Annotated in this window: 17 protein-coding genes; 1 reads left to right on the top strand and 16 read right to left on the bottom strand. The window is 60.2% G+C overall.

The window, feature by feature from the left end; all coding sequences use genetic code 11:
* Window positions 1-273: 273 nt before the first annotated feature.
* From DW661_RS03825 to DW661_RS03765, 13 genes are all read right to left on the bottom strand, one after another.
* Window positions 274-1,704, bottom strand: a complete 1,431-nt coding sequence (locus DW661_RS03825) for a 6-phospho-beta-glucosidase (protein WP_118934714.1) — start codon at window positions 1,702-1,704, stop codon at window positions 274-276.
* 343 nt (window positions 1,705-2,047) lie between these two features.
* Window positions 2,048-2,692, bottom strand: a complete 645-nt coding sequence (locus DW661_RS03820; RefSeq protein ID WP_118934712.1) for a DUF4867 family protein — start codon at window positions 2,690-2,692, stop codon at window positions 2,048-2,050.
* A 123-nt stretch (window positions 2,693-2,815) separates the two neighbouring features.
* A complete protein-coding gene (locus DW661_RS03815; protein WP_118934710.1) occupies window positions 2,816-3,796 on the bottom strand; it encodes an alpha/beta hydrolase in 981 nt (326 codons plus the stop codon).
* Window positions 3,797-3,901: 105 nt separating this feature from the next.
* The gene (locus tag DW661_RS03810; protein ID WP_158550168.1) at window positions 3,902-5,272 is read right to left on the bottom strand and encodes a PTS transporter subunit EIIC; all 1,371 of its coding nucleotides are present in this window, start codon (window positions 5,270-5,272) and stop codon (window positions 3,902-3,904) included.
* A gap of 68 nt (window positions 5,273-5,340) precedes the next feature.
* The gene (locus DW661_RS03805; protein ID WP_117646431.1) at window positions 5,341-6,180 is read right to left on the bottom strand and encodes a PRD domain-containing protein; all 840 of its coding nucleotides are present in this window, start codon (window positions 6,178-6,180) and stop codon (window positions 5,341-5,343) included.
* A gap of 201 nt (window positions 6,181-6,381) precedes the next feature.
* Window positions 6,382-6,870: an S-ribosylhomocysteine lyase gene (locus DW661_RS03800; protein WP_118934708.1), complete on the bottom strand. Its 489-nt coding sequence runs from the start codon at window positions 6,868-6,870 to the stop codon at window positions 6,382-6,384.
* Between the two features lie 134 nt (window positions 6,871-7,004).
* A complete protein-coding gene (locus tag DW661_RS03795; protein ID WP_117839927.1) occupies window positions 7,005-8,495 on the bottom strand; it encodes a glycerol kinase GlpK in 1,491 nt (496 codons plus the stop codon).
* Window positions 8,496-8,637: 142 nt separating this feature from the next.
* Entirely contained in the window at window positions 8,638-9,579 is a 942-nt protein-coding gene (locus tag DW661_RS03790) for a transketolase family protein (RefSeq protein ID WP_117769781.1), read from the bottom strand.
* Window positions 9,572-10,408 (bottom strand): transketolase, encoded by an 837-nt coding sequence (locus DW661_RS03785; RefSeq protein ID WP_197736868.1) that lies wholly within the window; start codon window positions 10,406-10,408, stop codon window positions 9,572-9,574. The genes DW661_RS03790 and DW661_RS03785 overlap by 8 nt, the downstream gene beginning before the upstream one ends.
* Window positions 10,409-10,410: 2 nt before the next feature.
* Window positions 10,411-11,811: an L-fucose/L-arabinose isomerase family protein gene (locus DW661_RS03780; RefSeq protein ID WP_118934706.1), complete on the bottom strand. Its 1,401-nt coding sequence runs from the start codon at window positions 11,809-11,811 to the stop codon at window positions 10,411-10,413.
* Window positions 11,812-12,067: 256 nt separating this feature from the next.
* Entirely contained in the window at window positions 12,068-13,078 is a 1,011-nt protein-coding gene (locus DW661_RS03775) for a LacI family DNA-binding transcriptional regulator (RefSeq protein WP_118934704.1), read from the bottom strand.
* A 203-nt stretch (window positions 13,079-13,281) separates the two neighbouring features.
* Window positions 13,282-14,256: a nucleoside hydrolase gene (locus DW661_RS03770; RefSeq protein WP_118934702.1), complete on the bottom strand. Its 975-nt coding sequence runs from the start codon at window positions 14,254-14,256 to the stop codon at window positions 13,282-13,284.
* A gap of 4 nt (window positions 14,257-14,260) precedes the next feature.
* Window positions 14,261-15,256, bottom strand: coding sequence for a ribokinase (locus DW661_RS03765; protein WP_118934700.1), 996 nt, complete (start codon window positions 15,254-15,256; stop codon window positions 14,261-14,263).
* 187 nt (window positions 15,257-15,443) lie between these two features.
* Here DW661_RS03765 and DW661_RS03760 point away from each other — a divergent pair, with 187 nt between their 5' ends.
* Window positions 15,444-17,660: an acyltransferase family protein gene (locus DW661_RS03760; protein ID WP_118934698.1), complete on the top strand. Its 2,217-nt coding sequence runs from the start codon at window positions 15,444-15,446 to the stop codon at window positions 17,658-17,660.
* A 326-nt stretch (window positions 17,661-17,986) separates the two neighbouring features.
* Here the strand turns inward: DW661_RS03760 and DW661_RS03755 are convergent, their stop codons facing one another.
* The 3 genes from DW661_RS03755 to DW661_RS03745 form a co-directional block, all read right to left on the bottom strand.
* Complete coding sequence (locus DW661_RS03755; protein WP_055252163.1) at window positions 17,987-19,183, bottom strand: Nramp family divalent metal transporter; 1,197 nt, start codon at window positions 19,181-19,183, stop codon at window positions 17,987-17,989.
* A gap of 74 nt (window positions 19,184-19,257) precedes the next feature.
* Window positions 19,258-21,102, bottom strand: coding sequence for a magnesium transporter (locus tag DW661_RS03750; protein ID WP_118934696.1), 1,845 nt, complete (start codon window positions 21,100-21,102; stop codon window positions 19,258-19,260).
* A gap of 328 nt (window positions 21,103-21,430) precedes the next feature.
* The gene (locus DW661_RS03745; RefSeq protein WP_233505721.1) at window positions 21,431-22,837 is read right to left on the bottom strand and encodes a polysaccharide deacetylase family protein; all 1,407 of its coding nucleotides are present in this window, start codon (window positions 22,835-22,837) and stop codon (window positions 21,431-21,433) included.
* Between the last annotated feature and the right edge of the window lie 2 nt (window positions 22,838-22,839).

Below are 22,839 nucleotides of genomic sequence, written 5' to 3'. Positions count from 1 at the left end.
GGAGTAGCCCCGACGGTTGACAAAACTATAGGAACACCCAATGACTAAGACAAAACGAGCGAGGATTTTTGGACGCCCAAATGGCGAGAGTGGATAATCTCCCACTTTGAGCCCACAAACAGGCTAAAAACGGGAGATTATCCACTCTCATTCTGCGGGCACTCATTTAAGTACGTCCCCAATGAGTGCTTTCACTTCTTTTAACAAAACGCCCGGCGGGCATTAACTGCTCGCCGGGCGTTTTGGTTAGGAGGCTATGGTTGTTGGGAAGCCTTAGGCCAGGTCCTCGCCGTTCGTCTCGATGACGTGTTTGTACCAGTCGAAGCTCTTCTTTTTGGAACGCTTGAGGGTTCCGTTGCCCGCATCATCGCGGTCGACATAGATAAAGCCGTAGCGCTTGGACATCTCGCCCGTGCCGGCAGACACCAGGTCGATCGGGCCCCAGGTGGTGTAGCCCAGCAGGTCAACGCCGTCCTCGGTCACCGCATCGCGCATCGCGGCGATATGCTGGCGCAGGTAGTCGATACGGTAGTCGTCGTTGATGGAGCCATCCTCCTCGACAACATCCTTGGCGCCCAGACCGTTCTCGACCACAAACAGCGGCTTCTGATAACGGTCGTGCAGGTCGTTGAGGGTGATGCGGAAGCCCAGCGGATCGATGGCCCAGCCCCACTGGCTCTCCTGCAGGTAGGGGTTCTTGGCGCCGGCGAAGGCGTTGCCCTGGGTGCGCTCGACATCGGGGTTATCGGCACCGGCGGAGCAACGGGTGCTGTAGTAGCTAAAGCTGATGAAGTCGACGGTGTTGGCGGCCAGGATCTCGCGGTCCTCATCCGTCATGCCCACATCGATGCCCAAACGCTCGAGCTTCTTGACGGCATAGGCCGGATAGTAGCCGCGGCTCTGAACGTCGACGAAGAAATAGTTGCTCTGGTTGTCAATCTGCGCCTGGCGCACATCGCCCGGACGGCAGCTGTAGGGGTAGTAGCTACCTGCGGCAAGCATGCAACCGATCTTGACCTCAGGGTCGATCTCGTGAGCGATCTTGGTTGCCCAAGCGCTGGCGACGAGCTCGTTGTGGGCGGCCAGGTACTCGACGGCCTCCTTGTTCTCGCCCTCTTCAAAGACCAGACCGGCACCCATAAACGGCAGGTGCAAGATCATATTGATCTCGTTGAAGGTAAGCCAGTACTTTACCAGGCCCTTGTAGCGGGTGAAGATCGTGGTCGCGAGGTTCTTGTAGAAGTCGATGAGCTTGCGGTTGCGCCAGCCGCCATACTCCTTGATGAGATGGATCGGGCAGTCGAAGTGCGTGATGGTCACGAGCGGCTCAATGCCGTGCGCCTGACACTCGCGGAACACGTCCTCGTAGAAGGCCAGGCCGGCCTCGTTGGGCTCAGTCTCGTCGCCGTTGGGGAAGATGCGGGTCCAGGCCAGGCTCATGCGGAAGGTCTTAAAGCCCATCTCGGCAAAGAGGGCGATGTCCTCCTTGTAGTGGTGATAGAAATCGATGCCGGTCTGCGCGGGGTAGTAATAGCCGTCCTCGAAGTCGAGCATCTTGCGCTGGCCGGAGACCACCGCATAGCGCTCAGGGCCGTGCGGCGCCACGTCCACGTTGGCCAGGCCGCGGCCATCCACGTCGTAAGCGCCCTCGCACTGGTTGGCAGCCGTTGCGCCGCCCCACAGGAAGTCTTTACGGAAAGCCATGCATCGATCCTTTCACACGCTGTTTGTCGTGGTTTCAGTATCCCCGTAAGCAGCGCGCTACTCAACGGCAACGACGCAGGTCGACACTTCTTTTCGCACACGGCGGCCCGGCAGCCGCCCCTGCCTGACACTTTCTGATACCGCCGCCCCAAACCACCACAAAGGGGACAGGCACCTTTGTGGTGGTTTGGGGCGGTTTGTCTCGATCTGTAACAGGTAGGCAGCCAAAACCGGGCTTGGTGTTACAGATCGAGATTTTCGGGCAGCCCCCGCAGTTTGTCTAAATCTGTAACAGGTAGAGACGATTTAGCCCGCTAGATGTTACAAATCGAGACGGAAGATGCTAGTCACAGGCGATGTCGAGGTTCTTGCCGACGAGGCCCACGTAGCCGCCCTCGGCCGCCTTGGGGCTGTCGGCGTGGCAGAGGACCCACTTGTCGGCCTTCCAGTAGCAGTAGCTGTCACCGGCGGCAGGCATGTCGGCTGCAGCCTCGGGGCGCGGGCCGTTGGTGCCCGCCGGCAGCGCCACCATCACCTGAAAGCCGCCGTCGTCGACCATGCAGGGCGTGTAGTGAAGCGTGGTGGCGTAAACCTCGACGAGCGTGCCGGCGGGCGCGCGAAAGGCCTTGACCTGAGCGGTGTCGAGCTTGCCGTCGACAATTTGCTCGCGCTTGGCCAGCAGCAGAATAAAGTCGCGCGCACCCAAATTAAACTCACTGGCACGGTGATACTCCAGACAGTTGAGGCGCGTGTTGTGGCCGTTGCACCAGCCCGGCTGGAACGGACGGCCGCCGTACATGAGCAGGCCGAGCGTGTCGACACCCTCAACCTGCTCGAGCTCGGGTGCGGAGGCCACGTACTTGGTGCCCTCGGGAATGGGAGTAGCCGCAAGCGCCTCGACAAGCGGGGCGGTCAGGTTGGACGGCACGTCGTCCCACACGCGACCATAGGATTTGAACTCGGGATCTGATACAGAGTAGATATGCATGTTCGCTCCTGTTCGTTTATGTGACAGTATGAACATTCTAGAACATCATTCATCCACGACCACGATCAATACCGAAAACATTGCATGACGAAATCACCCGCTCAAAAAGCGACATGCAGCTTCCTAGTCGAGATAATCTTTAAGAAACTCAATAACGCTCATACACCAGTAGTCGGTCTCCGGCGCATGGGGCTTCATCAATGCGTGCCCCCCTTCTGAATACATGACTCCCTCATGGTGTACTCCAGCTGCATCCAGAGCATCGACCATCTTTTCATAATTGTCGGGCGATACAATATCATCGTCAGCGCATTGCCAAAGACATGTCGGAGGATACTGCTCCCACACATGCTGATTAATACAGAAATCATCGAGCGAGTCGCGACCAGCCCCGCCGCACACCGAATCAAGAAATCTATTGTCTGATGCGTTCTCAAAGCCACGAAGATCAATCGGTGCATAACACAGGACCAAGGCTTTGGGTGCCTCGCATCCGTAGGACGCAAATCCCTTGTTGTCCGTCCCCCACTCGGCAGTTAAATGCGCACCAGCAGAAAAGCCGATAACTGCATAACTTTTTGCGACATTAAATTTCGCTGAATTCTCGAAGACAAAACGGACAGCTCGATTTAAATCGTCGATTGGACGCGGCATCAAAGGCTCGACCCTCACCCTGTATGACAGCACGAACACGTTATAGCCCGCATCGTTGAGCTCGGGGGCAACGGGAAAGCCTTCCATTTGATGACAAACGCTCTGATAACCTCCGCCCGAAACCGCAATGATAAAGGGAGCCCCGGGTCTCCCGGGAAAGAAGAACAGTTTCGTGTTGCGTCGAGTCGGATCACGGATGCAGTCGGCTTCATCCCATATATCGTAGGCAACTTGTCTCCCGTCATCCACGAGCTCGACAATCCGATTCAATCCACGCAAAACGCGAGTAGTTTCATATGGATTAGCATCAGAATTCATATGAGACACGATGGGTTTATTCCACATGCGCTCCCAAGTTGAAGGCCGGCAAAGCATAAGGTGCTCGCCAAAGCCAGCGAACTCAGGAAGGAGCGCGATTTCGCCAAACGTCATATCGGCTGTAATTGTCATAGCTAGTCACTCCAAAAATGAGGGTGGGCTCGCGTGAATCAACGGCAAGCCCACCACATGCAATCTGCCGCGGGGTTTTCGGCAGCTTACATCCCAAATAATTGTCTACTCCACTACTGCCTCTTCATCAGGGCGATACAGGATGTAAACGAGAACGAAGTTAAGAATTAAACCGACGACATTGCAAAGAATTGCGCCGATGAGGCTGCTCATATCACCAGAAGGATCCATATAACCGGGGAAGCTAAAAATGCCGCTCGACGTCATAACGAACGTACAGGTGTTGAAAATCGCCGGGATAACAGCACTGATTGCTCCGGCGACCATGGAAGCGATAATGATCTTCTTGTGCTCCAAGATGATGCCGTACAGCGCCGGTTCCGTAATCCCGAAAAAGCCCGTAATGGCACAGCTGAACCCAAGACTCTTTTCACTCGGGTCCTTCGAGCGGAGGGCAAACGCCAAACAAGCGCCGACAACACCCATGCTGCAGCAGAGAAGTCCAAGGATAGGATCGGAGCCGACGGTCATAATATTGTTGATGGAAAGCACGATCAGGGCCCAATGGAGTCCAAGGGGGATCATAACGAGACCGAATATCGGCCCGAGAATAACGCCGCAAAGGACGGGGCTGAACTGATAGACCGCCAGCACTGCAGTCGCAAGCAAAGAGCTCGCCTGCTGAATAACGGGGCCGATCACAAGGAGCGAGACGGGGGCGGCAACAGCAACCGTCAGGAACGGGACGAGCGCAAATGCCACAACATCGGGAAGAACCGCCCGCAGCCACTTATTAAGAACGGATGCGAACCAAGCCGCCACGATAGCAGGAAACACCGTGGAGGAATAGCTCACCATTGTGAACTTCATGCCGAGCAAATCCAGCGCATCGCCCGCTCCGGCCGCAGCAACGAAAGTCGGATAAATCAGGATTGCACCGAGTACCGCACCGATATATCGATCGGTTCCAAAGAACTGAGCAGCAGATGATCCGACAAGAACGGGCAGAAAATACATGCAGGCATTTCCCATGCCGTACAGCAGAGTGTATATTCCGCTCTCGGCGGAAACAGCACCCGCCGTCGTCAGAATACTAAGGACGGCGTTTATCATTCCGCATGCGATCAAGGCAGGAAGAACGGGCATCATGATGCCGCTGATGAGCTTCATTAGCTTTCCCAGAAAGCCCTTAGTCTCTCCTTCGCTTGCCTCGGAATCTCCGGCATCAATCCCGGTTTCCTTGGCAACGACTTCATAGACCTTATCGACCTTAGGTCCCACAATCACCTGATATTGCCCCGCGGAATGGCGAATGTCGATCACGCCATCAATCGCCTTGACTTTTGCATCGTCTACGATGCTTTCGTCCTTAAGGTTGAACCTTAAACGAGTCATGCAGTGAGCTACAAATGTAACGTTGTCTGCGCCGCCCACCATCTCGAGAATCTCGGCAGCGAGCTTGGTTGTATCTGCCATAAATACCATTTCTCCCATGTTGAGTTTTATATGTAACCATCAGCAAAGCGCGCGCCTTTGCCAACTAATTACCTTGTTTTCGATGCAATTCGATTGATGTGCATCATGAGGTAGAGTCTTTCTTCGTCTATAAGTTCCCGCCCCGTCAGTCGGCTGAGAACAGAAGCAATATCATCGGCGCACATTGATGCCACCGGATATTCTTTTTTGAGCGAGAGGTACATCTTGCGGTTGTCGCTCACGATGCTTTCGCCAGAGTTCAACCTATTGAATAAGTACTGAAGATGGGTTGCGAACCTTGCGTAATCGAAACCTTCCCGATCAACTTGAATGCCAAGCCGATTTTCAACAGCAACGGTTGACTCCTCCAGAACACGATCGTAGATATCCGCGCTAAACTCTTTAACTACTTCGCATGAGTCCGAATCGGCCATGTTATTGATAAACGCCATGGCAATTCCAACTGCCTCATGAGCTGGAAGCCTAACGTTAAGACGTTTCCTGATTATCTTAAGTGCATACTCGCCGATTCTAAATTCGACGGGATATTGTTGGCGGACATCAAACGATAAAGGCATGCGGACAACGATATTTTGCTCTTTGCGCTTAACCGCATACGCGATATGGTCCGCAAGGATAAACGGCAAATTAGGGCTCACCTCATAAGACAGCAAACCTGTCGACATATCAATAACATCCGAGGTAAGCTCGAGAAGCTCGTCGGGGACCTCGTCAACGAGAGCGATGTAGCGAGAGCTAACGTTATAAAACGTTCGTTGAATCTCCGAAAGAGGGACCTCGTCTCCGACATTCTTAAACCCCAGACCACGGCCGAATGCAACCAACTGTCTGCCATTTCCATCGACGCAGAGGACAGCGCTGGTATTAATTCGTTTAACAATTTCCATGTGCCCCCCCCCTAAACAGAACAAGGCTCCCGAAGCAGAATCCGACAATCAATGTCGACAGATGCTGCTTCAGGAGCCTTGCCTGAATATCACTCTGAGGACTAGTTTAAGCGAGCTAGTGCTAATGACCTCGAATAAACACTTCTAAACAGTTAAACGGTCGATATCTCCGTGTGAACGGTTTGGAGGCAGAGGGCGGCCCTATGCCTGCTGATAGTGCAGGTGCTTCTCGTCGATATCGGCCAGATCGCGGTCGAGATAACGGTGCGCGAGCCAGTTTGCCATGGGGAGGTTCTGGTCCAGATAGTTACCGCACTCCTCGGGAGCGGCACCGGGGACATCGCCCTCAAAGCCGGCGACAAACTCGAACAGCTCACGCACGAGCGACAGAATCTCCTCGCTCGTCACCTCACCAAACACGACGAGGTAAAAGCCCGTGCGGCAGCCCATGGGGCCAAAGTAGACAATGCGGCTCGACCACTCGGCATGGTTGCGAAGGAACGTCGCGCCCAGGTGCTCGATGGTGTGGCACTCGGCCGTGTTCATGACCGGCTCCTTGTTGGGCGTGGTCAGGCGCAGGTCAAACGTGGTGACGGCGGCGCCGGTCGCCGGATCGCGGTCGATGCGGCTCACATACACGCCGGGCTCAAGCAGCAGATGGTCAACGGAAAAGCTCGCGATGCGCTCCATGGCAGATCCTCTCGATAGTCAAATTGGGACGGGCTCTTTTAGCTGGTTCGAATGGTCGCACCAATCATACCAGTCAAAAAAGCCCCGTCCCAAATGAGCTACCCGGGAATAGCCTGCGGGCGCCGCGCAGCCGCCTAGGCAGTGTAGGCGATGGTCGCGTCGACGGCGTGACGCCAGCCGGCGATCTTTTTGGCTCGCTCGTCGGCAGGCATGGCAGGCTCCACGATGCCGCGGGCGCCGTAGACGTCAACGACATCGCGCGTGTACATGCCCAGCGCAATGCCGCAGGCCCAAGCCGCACCCAGACCGCTCATCTCGTCGTTGCTCGCAATGCGGATGGGCGAGCCGACCAGGTCGCTCTCAAACTGCATCAGGTACGCGTCGCGCGTGGGACCGCCGTCAACACGAAGCTCGGCCAGTGCCGCGCCCGAATCCTCGACCATCGCATCGATCACGTCGAAGATCTGATAGGCGATCGACTCGTCGGCGGCCTTTACGAACTCCGCACGGCCCGTGGTGCGCGTCATGCCAAAGACGCAGCCCTCGGCATCGCTCGCCCAGTGCGGCGCGCCCAGGCCAGTGAACGCCGGCACAAAGTAGACGCGGCTCGCCGGATTGGCGGCGTAGCACAGGTCGGTGACTTCCTCGGGATTGTTGATGAGCTCCAGGTCGTCGCGCAGCCACGTCTTGACGGCGCCGGCGTAGCTCACGTTGCCCTCGAGAACATACTCGGTCACACCGTCCATACGCCACGCAAGCGAGCTCGAAAGCCCGTGCGAGCTGGCGACAAACTCGTCGCCGACGTTCATCATGACCGAGCTGCCGGTGCCATAGGTCGCCTTGGCCATGCCGCGGCTATGGCAGCCCTGGGCAAACAAGGCGGCATGGCTGTCGCCGAGCACGCCGTGGATGGGCACGGGCGCCGGCAAAAAGCCGCCCAGGTCCGTTGTACCGAACAGGCCATCGGAATCGGTCACCTGCGGCAGGCACGCCGGATTGACACCAAAGGCCTCGCACACCGGCTCGCTCCAGCAGCCACGGCGCAGGTCAAAAAGCTGCGTGCGGCTGGCATTGGACCAGTCGCAGCGGAACTCCGCGCCGCCCGTGAGCGTCCAGACCACCCAGGCATCGATGGTGCCCAGGCACAGCTCGCCCGCCGCCGCGGCCTCGGCAGCCGCGGGAACGTTCGCGAGGATCCAGGCCATCTTGCCCGCCGGATAGTAGGGCGAGAGCACCAGACCCGTCGTGTCACGCACCAGCTCGGCCACGCCTTCGCGCGCAGCCAGCTCGTCGCACAGCTCGCGGGCGCGGGCGCACTGCCACACCACGGCATCGCACAGCGGCTCGCCCGTCGTGCGGCTCCAGGCAACGGTGGTCTCGCGCTGGTTGGAAATGCCAACGCCGGCGATGTCTGCCGGATCGACCCCGGTCTCCTCCACCACGGTGCGTGCCACAGCCAGCACGTTGGCGGCGATCTCGGCCGGGTCGTGGCTCACCCAGCCGGCCTCGTTGACAATCTGGCGATGTGAGCGGTCGGCGCGATGGATCAGATGGCCGCCCTCGTCCACCAGCAGCGCCTTAGTACCCTGTGTGGACTGATCGATTCCGATGATGTATTTGCTCATGTACTCTCCTGTCTCCCCCGTCGATTCAAAACTAAAACCCGACGGACAAGGAGCGAGTGGCCGACCGGCTCATGAGAGCGCAGCCGGCCTGCTCAGAATTCAACCTAAAAGGATTGGTGCAAACCTGTCCCCGATGCACCAATTACTCTGCGGGAAGGACCTCGGCGACCGTCTTGGCGATTCCCTCGCCCGTCAGGCCGTAGTGCGCGAAGACCTCGGGGCTCGTGCCGGTGATGACCGGCGCATCGGGCAGGGAGAGGCACTTGACCGGACGCGGGCAGTGCTCACCCACGACCTGCGCGACCATGGAACCCAGGCCGCCGAAGGGACTGTGCTCCTCGACGGTCACGACGGCGCGCGTGGCACCGGCGGCCTCGATCACGGCCTCGGCATCGAGCGGTTTGACGCAGTACATATCGAGCACCGTCGCCGAGATGCCCTGCTCGGCCAGCAGATCGGCGGCGTCCACGGCGTGGCGGACCATCTCACCGGTAGCGACGATCGTCACATCGGTGCCGCGGCGCACCCAGGTGGCGCGATCCATCTGGAACGGGCACTCGTCCTCAGTGTACACGTCCTCCACCGGGTTGCGGCCCACGCGGATGTAGGCCGGCTTGTTGTCGGCGACCAGGGCACGCACGAGCTCGGCGGTCTGGAAGCGATCGCTCGGCAGATACACGCGCATGTTGGGAATCGCGCTCATGGCGGCGATATCCTGCGCGGAGTGATGGCTCATGCCTAAGGCGCCGTAGGACACGCCGCCCGAGATGCCGATGAGCTTGACGTTGGTGTTGGAGTACGAAACGTCGACCTTGCACTGCTCATACGAGCGCGTGGTCACAAAGGACGCCGGCGAGGCGGCCCAGGCCTTCTTGCCGCACGAGGCCATGCCGGCGGCGATGCTCACCAGGTCCTGCTCGGCAATGCCGACCTCAACGGACTGCTGGGGATACTGGTCAAAGAACGGCGTGAGCGATGCAGAGCCGCGGGAGTCGGAGCACAGGACGACGATGTCTTTATCGGTTGCGGCGGCCTCGAGCAGCGTGTCGCAGATAGCCTTGCGGTTGGCGATCTTGTTAGCCATTGATAGCCTCCTTATGGGCAGCGAAATCGGCGATGATCTGGGCATATTCCTCATCGTTGGGCAGGTGATGATGCCAGGCGGCCTTGTCCTCCATAACCGGCGAGCCGTAGCCCTTCACCGTGTTGAGGATGATGACCGTGGGCTTACCCTTGGTCTCGGCGGCCAGCGTCAGCGCGGCGTCGATGGCCTGGACGTCGTTGCCCGGAATGGACAGCACGTTCCAACCGAAGGCAGCCCAGCGCTCCTCCTGCGAATCCTGCTTCATGACGTCCTCGGTGCTGCCGCTGATCTGCAGGCGATTGCGGTCCACGAGCGCGCACAGGTTATCGAGCTGGTAGTTGCCGCCGCTCATGGCGCCCTCCCAGACCGAGCCCTCGGCAAGCTCGCCGTCGCCCATGATGGTGTAGACGCGGTAGTCGCGGCCGTCCATCTTGCCGGCAAGCGCCATGCCGACGGCCACGGGCAGACCATGGCCCAGCGAGCCCGAGTTCATCTCGATGCCCTTGAGCTTGTTGTTGGGGTGGCCGATGTAGGGGCTGCCGAACTTAGAGAAGCGGGCCTTGACGTCGTCGAGGTCCAGATAGCCCTCGTGGCAGAGCACCGCGTAGTAGGCCTCCATGGCGTGGCCCTTGGAGAGCACGAAGCGATCGCGGTTGGGATCGTCGACGGTCTCGGGCGAAATGTTGAGGTGGTTGGCGTAGAGGGTCATCAGCGCATCGATGACCGACATGTCGCCGCCGATGTGCCCGCCGGCGCCAGCCATGATGATATCGACGCAATCGCGGCGAAGGTCCCAACGCAGGGATTCAAGCTCTTCGATAGTTGCCATTTCTACTCTCCTCGCAGGTAAGCTTTGACGTCTTCTTCGATGGGGTCGTACAGGTCGGGGACAATGCCGATGTACTTGCACGCCTCGTAGAGCACCGGCACCACGTTGGCGTGAATGGCGACGCAGTGGTGGATGTAGGGACCCTCGACGATCTTGGCCTCGAGGCGCTTGAGGTTGTCGACCTCGACCCACAGGTAGGTGCCCATGCCGGCCGGGCCGTCGATGCCGCGGGCGTTGCCCAGCAGCAGCGAGTACTCGCCGTTGTCGCCGTCAAAGCGGGCAAGGGTGAGGTCGCCGTGCTTGGCCTCGGCCGTCAGCGCGCCGGGGTGATCGAAAGCCAGCGGGTAAGTGAGCTTGGGCTTGACGGCCGCGCAGCTGCAGGGCCAGGGGCCGCAGTGCTGCAGCAGCTCGCCGTTCTCGTTATCGGGATGACGCACGGTCCAGTCGGCGAACATGCCGCGGTGACGGCCCAGGTCGGCGGCCTCGACCATCAGCGCGGTGATAGCGCCATGGATGTCGGTCTCGCAGACGATGGGGATGCCCATCTCGTTGAGGACTGCGTTGGCGGCGCAGGGCATAATGCCCAACTCGTCCTGCAGGGCGTTCCAGCACTGGATGGCGCCGGCGTTGCAGCCGTACTTCTCGACCAGGCGCTTCATGGCAATGGCGAGTCCTGCGACCGCAGGAACCTTGTCCTCGGGGATGCAGATCTCAAAGCTGTCACCAATGTGGGCGAGCATGGCTGCCATGGCCTGCTCGTCAGCCTGGGCGTCGCGCACGGCCTGGACAAGCTCGGTCATGGGGATGGGCGAAAGCTGGATGTTGAACTTCTCGAGCAGCTCGCCCTCGTTGCACATGGTCGACCAGAAATCGAACGGACGGGTGGCCATCTGCAGGATGCGGGTGTGCTTGAAGGTCTTGACCACGTTGCACACGGCCAAAAAGTCCAAGACGCCGCGCTCGAACTCGGGATCGGTCAGACGGCAGTTGGTCATGTAGGTGAAGGGAACCTGGAAGCGGCGCAGGACCTTGCCGGTGGCGAACAGACCGCACTGGCTATCACGCAGACGGGTGCCGTCGGGCTCGGGGCGCTCGTCGCGCGGCCCCCACAGCAGCACGGGCAGGCCGAGCTCGCGGGCAAGGCGGGCGCAGACATACTCGGTACCAAAGTTGGCGTGGCAGAGCATGATGCCGTCGACGCCCTCGGCGCGGAACTTCTCGACGATAGGCGCGATATGGCTGTCGTCGAACAGCAGGCCCTCGTCGTTGATGTCGTCGATATCCACAATCTCGACGCCGATCTCGCGCAGGCGATCAGCCGTCAGACCGCGATACTTGATCGCGTCCGGCGCGCTAAAGATACTGCGGCGCGTGGGCACAAAGCCGAGCTTGATCTTGTCCATGTACGTCCTCCCCTAGTCACATGTTCAGTAAACAGACGCATGTTTCGTTTTGTTCTGTTTACTAAATGTTTTACTCTTTTGTTTAAAAGTTTAGCGCGAAAGTCTCGTAAACGGTAGAGAAATCAGCCTAAACGGTATATAAACAATCTGAACATACAAGGGCAACAAAAAGAGGGCCCCGAAGGATCCTCTCTTGGTAGCGTTATGTTTACCGCCCTGGCGTGCTTTGACACGCCGCAGACGATGCCGTCTCCGCCTAGATTTCGCGCACGCTCTGGCGCTCGACAAAATAGGTCGACACGGCTGTCTTGCAGGTGTAGCTCTTGGGATTGCGGATGTTGCCCACCAGGCGGCGCACCGCGATCTCGCCCACCTCGTGCTTGGGAACGTGAACCGTGGTGAGCGGCGGGTTGGAGAAAGCGCCCAACGACAGGTCGTCAAAGCCGATGATCGAGACATCATCGGGCACGCGAATGCCGTGCTCGTTGAGCGCGCGCATGGCACCCACGGCGAGCACGTCGTTTTCGGCAAAGAAAGCCGTTGGCAGATCTTCGCGCGAGGCGTTGTCGAGCCACGCGCCCATGTCGCGATAAGCGCCCTCGAGCGTGGTGCCCAGCGTGACGTGCCATGTCGGGTTGGCCTCAAGGCCCGCGTCCTCAAGTGCTTGGCGATAGCCGCGCTCGCGATCCTTAAAGTTGCGGATACGAAGGTCGCCCGCCAGATAGCCGATTTGCTTGTGACCTTTCTCGATAAGGTAGTCCACGGCACGCAGCACCGAATCGGTATTGGCAATGACCACGGCATCGAAGTACTGGCGGTCGCTCCAGCCATCGAGCACAATCAGGTGGGCGGCGGCGTTAGCGAACAGGGCGTAGTCCTCCTCGCCCAACTCGGTGCCCATCAGCACGATGGCGGCAGACGGGTCGGCGATCAGGCCCTCGACCTGCGGACGCACGGCGTCTAGGTCGCTAAAGTCGAGCGAGACAAAGCTCGTGCTCATGCCGTGGCGACGCGCCTGGCGCTCCACGCCCTCGATGACCGCGGGGTGGAAGGTGCTCTCGTCCAGGATGGCGCCCGTCTTGCGCGCGAGCACAAACTGGATGCTCTCGAGCTGCGTCGACTGCTGATAGCCGAGCGACTGCGCGCACTCCAGGATGACTTTGGCGGTCTCCTCGCTCACGCTGCGCTTGCGGTTGAGCGCGTTGGACACGGTCGCAGGCGAAAAACCGGTGATGCGGCTGATCTCGCGAACACTTGCTTTGGCCATTGTTCCCCCTAGCAACGGTCGCGGTCGAGCATCGTGGCCTGACCGCCCCGTGACTCGACAACTAAACGACCGCAAATTCAATCTAAACAGAATAGTAAATGTTTAATAGCTAGTTTAGCCTGTTGTCAAGCGAAGCGACGCGACTATTCCCCCAACGGGCGTATTTACTCGGTAGCTAATCTGGAACGGGGCACAGAAACCGTTTAGCCAAGGATGCGAGCCATGCGTGCCTTAAACTCCACGAGGAAACGTGGGGCGTCCACGGTGAGCGCCACGAGCGCGCTCTTATCTGGATCGGACAGACGGTGCTCGTCGCAGATGGTGCGGCCGCGATACTCGCCCAGCAGGTCGACACGCAGGTTACAGCCGAGCGCACCCACGAGCGTGGGATCAATCGCCACGGCAACCGCCAGCGGATCGTGCAGCGCGCAGCCGCCCAGGTAGGGCGCGTTCATTTCGTACGAACCGATATAGTGCTCGACCATGCTCGCAAACGCGCAGCCAGCCATAGTGCCCGAGCCCGTCCAGCCGGCAACGTCGCGGCGCGTGAGCACCACGCGGTGCGTCACATCCAAGCCCACCATGGTGAGCTTGCGGCCCGAGCGCAACACGGCGTCGGCAGCCTCGGGGTCGCCCACCATGTTGGCCTCGGCGCCCGCGCTCACGTTGCCGGGCACGGTAAGCGCACCGCCCATCACGACCACGCGGCCGATGGACATCATCGCCGCCGCATCGCGCTCCAGGGCAAGCGCCAGATTGGTGAGCGGGCCGGTCGCAACGTAGGCCAGATCGGGACCATAGGTACGCGCGGCATCAATCAGGTAATCGACCGCCGCATTGCCATCGGCCGACGTCGCGCCCACCGGCTCGTACGGCGAGGCGGGCACGCTTGCGCCGCCAATGCCGTTCTTGCCGTGGATAAGCGTGGTGGACGCCGGCGGCGTGTAGGGTTCGGTCGCTTTCACGGGACGATCGGCGCCCAGGTACACCGGCACCTCGGGACGACCCAACAGGTCGAGCACCGCCAAGCAGTTGTGCGCCGACTGCTCGACGCGCACGTTGCCAAAGCACGTGGTGATGCCGACGAGCTCCACCTCGGGGCTCGCGATGGCATAGGCGAGCGCCATCGCATCATCCACACCCATATCCAGATCAAGGATCAGCTTCTTGGTTGCCATTGTTCTACTCCGCTTCTCCGTCTACATCCAAACCGTCTAAACCAAACTTGTGCTCGACTTCCGCACGCGTGGGAATTGATTGCTGAGCGCCCAGGCGCGATACCGTCACCGCCGAGGCGCGAGCACCCGCGGCCATGCACTCAAAGAGCGGCAGACCCTCCAGACGAGCTGCAGCAAGCGCACCAATAAACGTATCGCCCGCGGCCGTCGTATCGACCACCGCGCTCGAAAGCGCCGGCATGCGCAGCGGCTCACCGCCATCGCCGAGCGTAACTGAGCCGGCACCGCCTAGCGTGATGACCGCAGCCCCGGCGCCCTTGTCGAGCAGCGCATTGAGCGCGGCGACGCAACTCGCATCATCTGTGGGCAGAATGCCCGTCAGCATCTGGCACTCGGTCTCGTTGGGGCAGACCAAGTCGACCGCAGGCCACGCTCCTGCCGGCAAATCGCAGGCGGGCGCAGGGTTAAAGACCGTATAGAACCCCAGCTCGTGAGCGCAAGCAAGCGCCTCGGCCGTCGCTGCAAGGTCACATTCGCCCTGGGCGATAAAGACGCTTCCGGCAGCCGGGGCAAACTCGCTGGCGTCGCCGTCGAGCTCATGGGCCACCAGACGCCTCAACGCGCAGGCAACGTCCGCGCCCGCAAGCGCATGGTTGGCGCCCGGTGACAGTATGATGCGGTTGTCGCCCTCGCAGCGAATGATAGTCGCGGTGCCGGTCTCCACGTCATCGCGAAGCGCCACGAACTCAACACTCACGCCGGCATCCTGGAGCCCCGCCACAAGCGCATCGCCAAAGGTATCACGTCCAACAGCGCCGATCATGCATGTGCGCGCACCCATGCGCGCGGCGGCAACGGCCTGGTTAGCGCCCTTACCGCCGGCGTTGGTGATAAACCCGCTGCCGCCGACGGTCTCGCCCGCACGCGGCATGCGCTCGCACGCCACCGAAAGGTCCATGTTCATGCTGCCGAACACCGCAATGATGTCGCGATCTGCCATGGAAACCTCCTCATCTGCGGGCCTTATGCCCACCGTCGACCATCGATTGTGCGCCCTCGCACCCCCTATAACTTTAGTTCACTTTGATGTGGACGCACGCTTGAGCTTGCGCCAGCAGCAAGCATTCACAGGAGCAGGCAGCTACAATAAATACGTGCTGATTATTCTCGTCATTGGATGATGTTTTATGGAACAATTCTCGCAATCGGGCTCGCGCGGTCGACGCCGCACAGGCAACGAGCCGGCGCCGCACGAACGCGTGAAGAGCGAACGCCGTACCAACGAGCCGCGACGCACCGCAAGCCCTCATCGCGCTTCTACCAACAACGCGGGCCGCGCCAACACTCCCGCCGCGGAGCAGACGCCCGCTCGCCCCAAGTCCCGCTACATCCCTGCCCTTGACGGCCTACGCACGCTTGCCGTCGTCGCGGTGGTGCTCTATCACCTCAACCTCACGTGGGCGCAGGGCGGTCTGCTCGGCGTCACGATCTTCTTTGTGCTTTCGGGCTATCTGATCACACGCCTGCTACTCAACGAAGTCGCTAAGACCGGCCGCATCGACCTCAAGAGCTTCTGGATTCGCCGCATCCGTCGCCTGGTCCCCGCCGTGGTAACGGTAGTGTTCGTGACCTGCGCGCTGTGCACCATCTTTAACCACGTGATGCTCACCAAGATGCGCCCCGACATCCTGCCGTCGTTGCTGTTCTTCAACAACTGGTGGCAGATTGCCCAAAACGTCTCGTACTTCAATGCTCTGGGCGACCCCTCGCCGCTCACGCACTTTTGGTCGCTTGCCATCGAGGAACAGTTCTACCTGATTTGGCCGCCACTGCTGTTTGCCATGGTATCCATGCATGTGAGCAAGCCCAACACGCGCCGCTTGGTTCTGGGCCTTGCCGCGGTATCTGCCCTCGCCATGATGGTGCTTTACAACCCTGCCGCCGACCCCAGCCGCGTGTACTACGGCACCGACACCCGCGTGTTCTCGCTACTGCTGGGTGCCTGGATGGCCTTTATCCCCGATCGCGACCTGGCGCCAGTGCGTCTCGCTCATCGTTTGGGGCTCAATCGCCTGGCTGGCGCCGCCAAGCACGACAAGAACGCCGAGGGCAAACCTAGCGAGAAGGCCGACGAATCAGCCGAGACCGCCCCGGCACAGCCGAGCACCCTCGTGCGCTTTTGGTCCTCGCCCACATCCATCGATGTGTTGGGCGTCGTGGGTCTGGTTGGCCTTGCCGCCATGGTCGCGCTCACCAACGGCTACACCGCGCTCCAGTATCGCGGCGGCACGCTGCTGTGCTCGGTCCTCACGCTCATGGTCATCGCGGCCTGCGTGCAGCCCCAGGGAATGGTTGCCCGCGCGCTGTCCGCCGAGCCGCTCGTGTGGGTTGGCAAGCGCTCGTACAGCATCTACCTGTGGCACTATCCCCTGCTGTTGCTCATGAACCCGGTCGCCAACATCAACGATACACCGTGGTGGCAGTACATCTTGCAGGTACTTGTGGTGGTCGCCGTGGCCGAATGCTCATATCGCTTTATCGAAACGCCGTTTAGAAAGGGCGCCTTTGAGCGCACCGTATCCGAGTTCCGCGACGGCACCGCCACGCCCGCCAACTGGGCACGCGCGCACGTCCCTGTCTGCGCAACCTGCGCTGTCGTGTTGGTCGTTGCACTGGGCGGCCTGATCTTTGTGCCGGAGACCTCCGCACTGAGCGGTGAGGGCGCCGAAGTCCTCAACAAGGAAGCCAAAAACACCGCGCCCGCCGACCAACAGGCGGCCGACGACACCGACAAGGACAACGACGGCTTCCCCGATGGCTCCTACGATTTGCTTATGATCGGTGACTCCGTGTCGCTGCGCGCCGTTGATTCCTTTGACGGCGTGTTCCCGCACAGCCATATCGATGCCGAAAAGGGCCGCCAGTTTGATGCGGGCCGCGCGACATTTGAGGGCTATCTCCAACAGAACCTTGCCGGCAAGATCGTGGTCTTTGCGCTGGGCACCAACGGCTTGGTAACCGACGATCAGATCGACGCCATCATGGCCGATGCAGGAGATAAGCGTATTGTGGTGTTTGTGAACACACGCAGCCCGCAGCCGTGGGTTGGCTCTACCAACCAGGCCATCGCCAACGCCGCTACGCGCTACAAGAACGTGCGCGTTATCGACTGGTACGGATACAGCGCCAACCGCAACGACCTGTTCGATGGCGATGGCACGCACCTATCGACCGCTGGCGTGACTGAGTACCTCAACTTGATCCACGATGCCGTCAAGAAGGACCTGCCCGTGCACCCCGAAGATCACGTCAACGATCCGCAGCCGGCAGCCGTCAAGTCTGCCACCGACGCGCTCGTCAATGCGCTCGCTCTCAAGCCGCACAAGCTGGGCACCGACAAGTAACCCGCAGCAAACAACCCAAAATCACTCTTTTCGAGCCGGCCCCAAGAGGTCGTGGACAAAAAGGAGCAAATATGAGTACTGTTACCATTTTAGTAGCAGGCAAAACCACCCAAAATGGCGCCCATGCGGTAGCGCGCGAGGTAGCGCGCAGAGATGTGGTGTAAGAGGCGGGGAATGCCCCGCCTCTTACACCACATCTCTGCGCGCTACCCAACAGTACTCATATTTGGCATTTTTTGTCCACTCGCATATTACCAACCCCCTATAACAGGCAAAAAACAGGCCGCAGCCCATCGCTGCGGCCTGTTTGGAGTCAAAAAGAGGCGCTAAGCGCTGTAACCCATCGCCTGCAGAACAAACATGACGACCGTGAGCACCGTAATCACGCCGATAGTCGCCCAAGTGAGCACGTTCCACACGCGGCCGTTGCGGTTGGCACCCATAATGTGACGGTCGGCGGCGATAACCACCTGGAACACCAGAACCACGGGCAGTAGCACGCCATTGATGACCTGCGAGGTCATCATAATCTGGAACAGATCGACGCCGGGCATAAGCACCAGCACGGCAGAGATACCGATGATGGCCGTAATGATGCCGCGATAGACCGGGGCCTCGTCCCAGCTGCGGTCGGCACCGCGCTCCCAGCCAAATGCCTCGCAGATAGCGCTCGACGTAACGCCCGGTAGCACGCAAGCAGCCAAGAAGCTCGCCGCGACCAGGCCCGAGGCAAACAGCACCGTGGACCACTGACCCGCAATAGGCTCCAGCGCGCGGGCAGCATCGGCAGCATCGCTAATCTGAATACCCGCCGGGAACAGCACCGTACCGGTCGTGATGATAATAAAGCCCGCAATGATATCAGCAGCGATCGAGCCGCTCACGGTATCAATACGCTGCAGCACGATGTCGTCCTCGCCCGCATTCTTATCGACCACGTTATTCTGCGCCAAGAAAATCATCCACGGCGCGATGGTGGTACCGATCGTTGCGACCACGAGCGACACGTAGCTGGGGTCATTTTGAATGTTAGGCACGACCAGGTCGACCGCGACCTCACCCCAGTTGGGGCCAGCCATAAACGCGGCGACAATATAGGTCACGAAGACGCAGCTTACCAACAGCAGAATCTTCTCGATGCGCTGGAAACTACCCGACATGGTAAGCATCCACACCAGCAGCGCCACCAACGGCACCGAGATGCTCGCCGGCACGCCAAAGAGAGCAAGGCCGCTGGCGATACCCGCAAACTCCGAAATGGTCACAGCCGTGTTGGCGATCAACAGCGCCGCCATAGCAAGTACACTCTTGCGCACGCCAAAGCGCTCGCGAATGAGCGATGCCAGGCCCTTGCCCGTGACGCAGCCGCAGCGCGCCGCGGTCTCCTGCGTCACGATGAGCAGCACGGTCATGACGGGAAGCATCCACAGCATCTTGTAGCCATAGCTGGCGCCCGCGCTGGAATACGTTGCAATGCCGCCGGCGTCATTGCCCGAAAGCGCCGCCAGCAGACCGGGACCCATAGCGCCAAAGATGGCCGCGATGGTCAACTTTTGCTTGGTGCCCGACTTTTGCTTGGTATTTTGCACGCGACCACCTAACCCATGACTGACATGGCGAGCAGCACCGCGGCGATGCAATACGCCACACACGAGATCATGACGGCAATAACGTTCATGGCGGTGCCCGACGTGTTGAGGTCATGCTCGTCACGCCAGAACAGCACCATCAGGTAAATCACGGCACTCATGTTGCCAACCAGGCAAATGATGGCAGCGATATTAAAGCACCCGGTAAAGAGTTGCTCCTCAAACATGGGCGCATCGAGGAGCGCAGCGGTGCGCACCAGCTGGGCGCACAGGTAGGTCACGAGTGACAGAATCAGGCCCATGCCCGTGCTCTGGAAGAAGAACCCCAGATACGGCTTGGGCTCGTCGTCGTGACCGTCATACTCCAGGAAGTAGTTCTTGACGAACGACACCATGCGCGAGGCCGCCAGCAGCACGAGCGGCATGGCGCACATGGGGAACACCACCAGATGCGCAGAGCCGAGCGCCGTCCCCAGCACGGTCGCCATGATGCACGACGCGATGCCCCATACAACAACCCAGTACTGGCGATGCACGAACCAGCTGAGCACGTTCGTCGAGTCGTCCGACGCGCTGTCGCCCGAGCCGACACCGGCGATCTGCAGGTCCTCCTGATGCTCCTCGGCGATAACGTCCATGGCGTCGTCGAAGGTTACGATACCCAGGATATGACGGTTCTCGTCGCAGACGGGGATAGCGACCAGGTCATACTTGGTCATCTCGTCCGTCACGTCTTCCTGGTCCTCGTCGGGCGACACATAGACCAGGTCGCGATAGGCCAGCTGACCCAGCGTGGCGTCGCGGTCGGCTACGATCAGCGTGCGCAGCGAAAGCACGCCGGTCAGCATGCCGCTCGGATCCTCGGTATAGACGTAGTAGACGCTCTCGAAGTCCTCGTCGAGCTCGCGAATCGCCTCGATGGCGTCACCGACCGTTGCCGTGGCGGGCAGGGAGACAAACTCCGAGGTCATGATGCGGCCGGCGGTGTTGTCCTCATACCCCAGCAGGTTACGAATCGCCTTCTCCTCCTTGACGCCCATCAGGCGCAGGAGCTTCTCGGCCTTCTCGTAATCGAGCTCGTCGATCAGGTCGGCTGCATCGTCCGGGTCCATCATGGCCAGCATCGACGATGCGTCCGTGTCGGACAGGCCCTCGAGCATCTCGGTCATAAGCTCGTCGTCATCGAACTCCGAGATGGCCTCGGCTGCCTGGGCGGTATCGAGCTGCGCAAACACCTGCGCACGTAGGCGCGGGTCGAGCTGCTCGATAATGTCGGCGATGTCGGCAGGGTGCAGCTCGCCGAGCGTCTTGTGCGACACCGAGAGTTGAATGTTCTTGGTCGAGCGGTCGAGCAGGTCCATGTAGGACCAGGCGATAATATCCTCGCTCAACGGCTTGCCCAGGTGCTTCATAAAGCCCTCGACGACGTGCTCGAGCGCGGGGCTGATTGCACGCAGCAGACCGCGGGCGCCGACCTCGGCACCCAGCAGGCGCAGCTGATTTTCGCCCGACATGGAAAACTTGATGTCGTTGACGCGCACGACCTTCATGCCCTGCGTGTCGACGATCTGCTTATTGAGAACATCGCGCGCCAGCAGGAGCTCGGTCGGCTGCAGGTACGAGAAGCGAATATTGGTGGCAGACGTATTGAGATACACGCCCGTCTCGTCGATGCGGTCGACCCATTTGCGCCAGCTGATCATGAACGGCGTCTTGCCGGGACCGCGGAACGCGAGCGACGTCACGTGCGGAAAAACTTCGCCGGTTGCAATGCCAAAATCGTTGACCACGCCGAGCTTTTCGCCGTCGACGTCCAAGACCGGCAATTTGAGCATCTCACTCAGATAATTCAATGGTGCTCCCCATCATTATTCCTCCGGACGCGGCCGCGCGTGCGGCGTCCGGGGGCTTCTGGATATGTATACGCATGCGCGGGCGGCACGCCGCTCGACGCTTACACCCCGTGCATGCGCAAAAAGCACCTGCATGGGGTCATCGACTGTATGGTCGAGGTTTGGATTTCACCTGTAACCTTTCTCTTGACCCTCATTAACCGCAGTAACTATAGCATCAGCATCGCCCTGCGGCATCGAATTTATGCGCTGCACATTGCAGGCATACCAAACGCTGACGTATCCGTGACATAGCCATTGGGGACGTTCTTAAACGACTACCCAATGACTACTCTGTGGTGTCATCGTCCTCGGCAAGTTGGGGGAACACGGCGTCCTTGGGCATGGTGACCTTCGTCAGCGAGGTGAGCTTTTTGCTGAGCGATGTGTCCGTCTTGACCAGGTCGCTGAGCGTCACGATCTTGTAGCCGTCGGCGACAAGACCGTCGATAATCTGCGGCAGCGCCTCGAGCGTCTGCTCGGCGCATTCGTCTCTATCGGTGAGCAGCACGATATTGCCCGGCGTCACCGAATCGAGCACCGTTGAGACCTGCTCGTCGGCACCGTTGAGCAGCCAGTCGCCCGAGTCAATATTCCACGAGACCACGGCGGAGACCAGGTCCATCGCATCAATCCAGTTTTGCTCGTCAAAGGCAGCGTAGGGAGCACGCAGCAGCATCGTCTTCACGCCGGTCGCCGACTTAATCGCATCGGTGCCTTTCGTGATCTGTTCGCGTACCGTCTCACGGTCCTGACCCTTGAGCGAATCGTCGCTGTAGCTGTTGGATCCGATCTCGCACCCGGCATCGACAATCGCCTTGGCCGTGGCAGGCGAGGCCTCGGCCGCATCGCCCGAAAGGAAGAACGTCGCGGTAACGCCCTTTTCCTTGAGCACCTGCAAGATCTGTTTGGTGGCGCCGCTCGGACCCTCGTCAAACGTCAGCGCCACGTACTTTTTGTTGCCCTTGGGCGCCACGCTGGCGCACGCAACGACGCAATCGGTGGCGGGCACAACCTCGCCGCGGTCCTGCGTCTTGCCCGACTGCTCACCAACCCACACCTCGGAGCGGCCCTGGACACCCCATGTCTGCACATACTCGATAGCGCCCGTGCCCTCGACCTTGAGCTTGGGCTCGATAACCGTAGCCTGAACCTCGTGCTTCTCGTAGGTGTTACGGCCATCCTTGACCGTCACCTTCTCGCCGCCCTCAAGTTCGCGGCTATCCCACTTGCCCTGTTTTATGCGCTTGCCGTCCACCTTAACCGACAGCTTTTCGCCGCCATGGCGCTTGAGCACGCTGTCATCGACGGCCAGCAGGTCGCCTGCGTCGTAGGTATCGGTCAACTCCTGGTCGTCGATGAGATTCTGCAGCGTAGAGCCCACGCGCACCGCGGTCTTTTGCCCGTTGAGTTCCACGTCCACGCTGCGGTTGACGTAGCCCACGACGGCAGCGATAAACAGCACGAGCGCACAGCCCACGGCAATGAGCGCATAGGGCAGACGGGACGGTCGGCGCGGCGAGCGCCCGTTGCCGATGCGCGCGCTGCGGTCGCTAAACCCGCGGCTATGGTTGAGGTACATCACGCCGGGCTTACGGCGGCGACGGCGCTGACCGCTGGGCAGCTGCCCCAGGTCGCGGCGCGCCGTCGGACGCGCACCCGAGCGCCCGTTTAAGTTAGATCCGTTTTGGCGCATGT

It is taken from the genome of Collinsella sp. AM24-1 (genome assembly GCF_003470325.1).
Lineage (GTDB): Bacteria > Actinomycetota > Coriobacteriia > Coriobacteriales > Coriobacteriaceae > Collinsella.
Note: the sequence above shows the minus strand (reverse complement) of the source record. Positions and strands in the feature narration are given on the sequence as shown.

Coding starts and splice junctions, on each gene's coding strand:
- DW661_RS03770 (WP_118934702.1), bottom strand. CDS start 14,256: ATGGCAACCAAGAAGCTGATCCTTGATCTGGATATGGGTGTGGATGAT.
- DW661_RS03745 (WP_233505721.1), bottom strand. CDS start 22,837: ATGCGCCAAAACGGATCTAACTTAAACGGGCGCTCGGGTGCGCGTCCG.
- DW661_RS03765 (WP_118934700.1), bottom strand. CDS start 15,256: ATGGCAGATCGCGACATCATTGCGGTGTTCGGCAGCATGAACATGGAC.
- DW661_RS03805 (WP_117646431.1), bottom strand. CDS start 6,180: ATGGAAATTGTTAAACGAATTAATACCAGCGCTGTCCTCTGCGTCGAT.
- DW661_RS03810 (WP_158550168.1), bottom strand. CDS start 5,272: ATGGCAGATACAACCAAGCTCGCTGCCGAGATTCTCGAGATGGTGGGC.
- DW661_RS03795 (WP_117839927.1), bottom strand. CDS start 8,495: ATGAGCAAATACATCATCGGAATCGATCAGTCCACACAGGGTACTAAG.
- DW661_RS03775 (WP_118934704.1), bottom strand. CDS start 13,078: ATGGCCAAAGCAAGTGTTCGCGAGATCAGCCGCATCACCGGTTTTTCG.
- DW661_RS03755 (WP_055252163.1), bottom strand. CDS start 19,183: ATGGGTCCCGGTCTGCTGGCGGCGCTTTCGGGCAATGACGCCGGCGGC.
- DW661_RS03785 (WP_197736868.1), bottom strand. CDS start 10,408: ATGGCAACTATCGAAGAGCTTGAATCCCTGCGTTGGGACCTTCGCCGC.
- DW661_RS03760 (WP_118934698.1), top strand. CDS start 15,444: ATGGAACAATTCTCGCAATCGGGCTCGCGCGGTCGACGCCGCACAGGC.
- DW661_RS03800 (WP_118934708.1), bottom strand. CDS start 6,870: ATGGAGCGCATCGCGAGCTTTTCCGTTGACCATCTGCTGCTTGAGCCC.
- DW661_RS03825 (WP_118934714.1), bottom strand. CDS start 1,704: ATGGCTTTCCGTAAAGACTTCCTGTGGGGCGGCGCAACGGCTGCCAAC.
- DW661_RS03780 (WP_118934706.1), bottom strand. CDS start 11,811: ATGGACAAGATCAAGCTCGGCTTTGTGCCCACGCGCCGCAGTATCTTT.
- DW661_RS03820 (WP_118934712.1), bottom strand. CDS start 2,692: ATGCATATCTACTCTGTATCAGATCCCGAGTTCAAATCCTATGGTCGC.
- DW661_RS03790 (WP_117769781.1), bottom strand. CDS start 9,579: ATGGCTAACAAGATCGCCAACCGCAAGGCTATCTGCGACACGCTGCTC.
- DW661_RS03815 (WP_118934710.1), bottom strand. CDS start 3,796: ATGACAATTACAGCCGATATGACGTTTGGCGAAATCGCGCTCCTTCCT.